We start from the raw sequence: 975 nt of genomic DNA on the forward strand, positions 1-975 counted from the left end.
CGTTGCCGTTGGTCTCAACCTGGTCATAACTGCCCTGTACATTTATTTTAACGCCCTGTACGGGTTTGCCTTTTGAGGTGACCCTGCCACTAACCTGATTTTCGGTGGAGGCCGATACAACGGCACTTTCCGATAACGACACCGCATCATCGGTGTAGGTGTTTTTGTTTAAAAGAGAGTCTTTAAGTGCTTTCTTTTCTCGTATTATGAGCGAGTTGTTGGTTGTGGTAATTAACAAGGCTCCATTTTTAGCCGGAGGTCCATATCTTGAAGCGGCTGATACCCCTGGGATAAACAAAACACTTTCTACCAAATCTGGCGGAACAAGTTGTGAAATAGAAATCGCAGCTGTATTAATAAGAACATCATCAACTATTACAGCAACTCTACCGTTTCCTCTACCAAGAAATACTTCTTCATTAAGAAAGCCTTTTACTTGAAGTGAAGGAAAGCGCCCACGTACCAATTGTCCGAAGGATACGGCCCCTTTTGAGAGTTCATCCTTGGTTTTTAAATAACCAGCAACACCGATACTATTTCTAGACTTTATACCAAAAGGGGTGATGACCTTTTCATTACCGTAATCGTCTTTACGATTTTCGGTGACGACCACTTCATTCAATTTTTCATACCTGGGCTGCAATTCAAAATCGATTACGCTTTCATTATCAACTTTAAGCTGTTTTGCTTTAAGGGTAAAAAAATCGGTTTCCAAGACATCGCCATATTCGGCATTAATGGCGTACTCACCATTGCTATTGGTCTCGACCTGATCCAGACTGCCCTTCACCTTTATTCTAACTCCTTGAACCGGTTCTCCGTTTACGGTCACCTTGCCCGTTACCGAGGCCTGTTTTTTTAAACTTTTTTGATAGTTGCCCTTAACTTCTTCTTTAGTGGTAGTTTTTGTTGCAAACGAATCGGGAAAATTTTCACGATAACCTACCTCTACCGAATAGGCCATACCCATGGCCG

1 protein-coding gene is annotated in these 975 nt (G+C 42.3%); it reads right to left on the reverse strand.

Features of this window, described 5'->3' with window-relative positions:
• A partial coding sequence (locus tag ACFSQJ_RS14160) for a carboxypeptidase-like regulatory domain-containing protein (protein WP_377767627.1) occupies window positions 1–975 on the reverse strand: 975 nt, incomplete at both ends.

The sequence above is a fragment of the Croceitalea marina genome (assembly GCF_042684265.1).
Lineage (GTDB): Bacteria > Bacteroidota > Bacteroidia > Flavobacteriales > Flavobacteriaceae > Croceitalea > Croceitalea marina.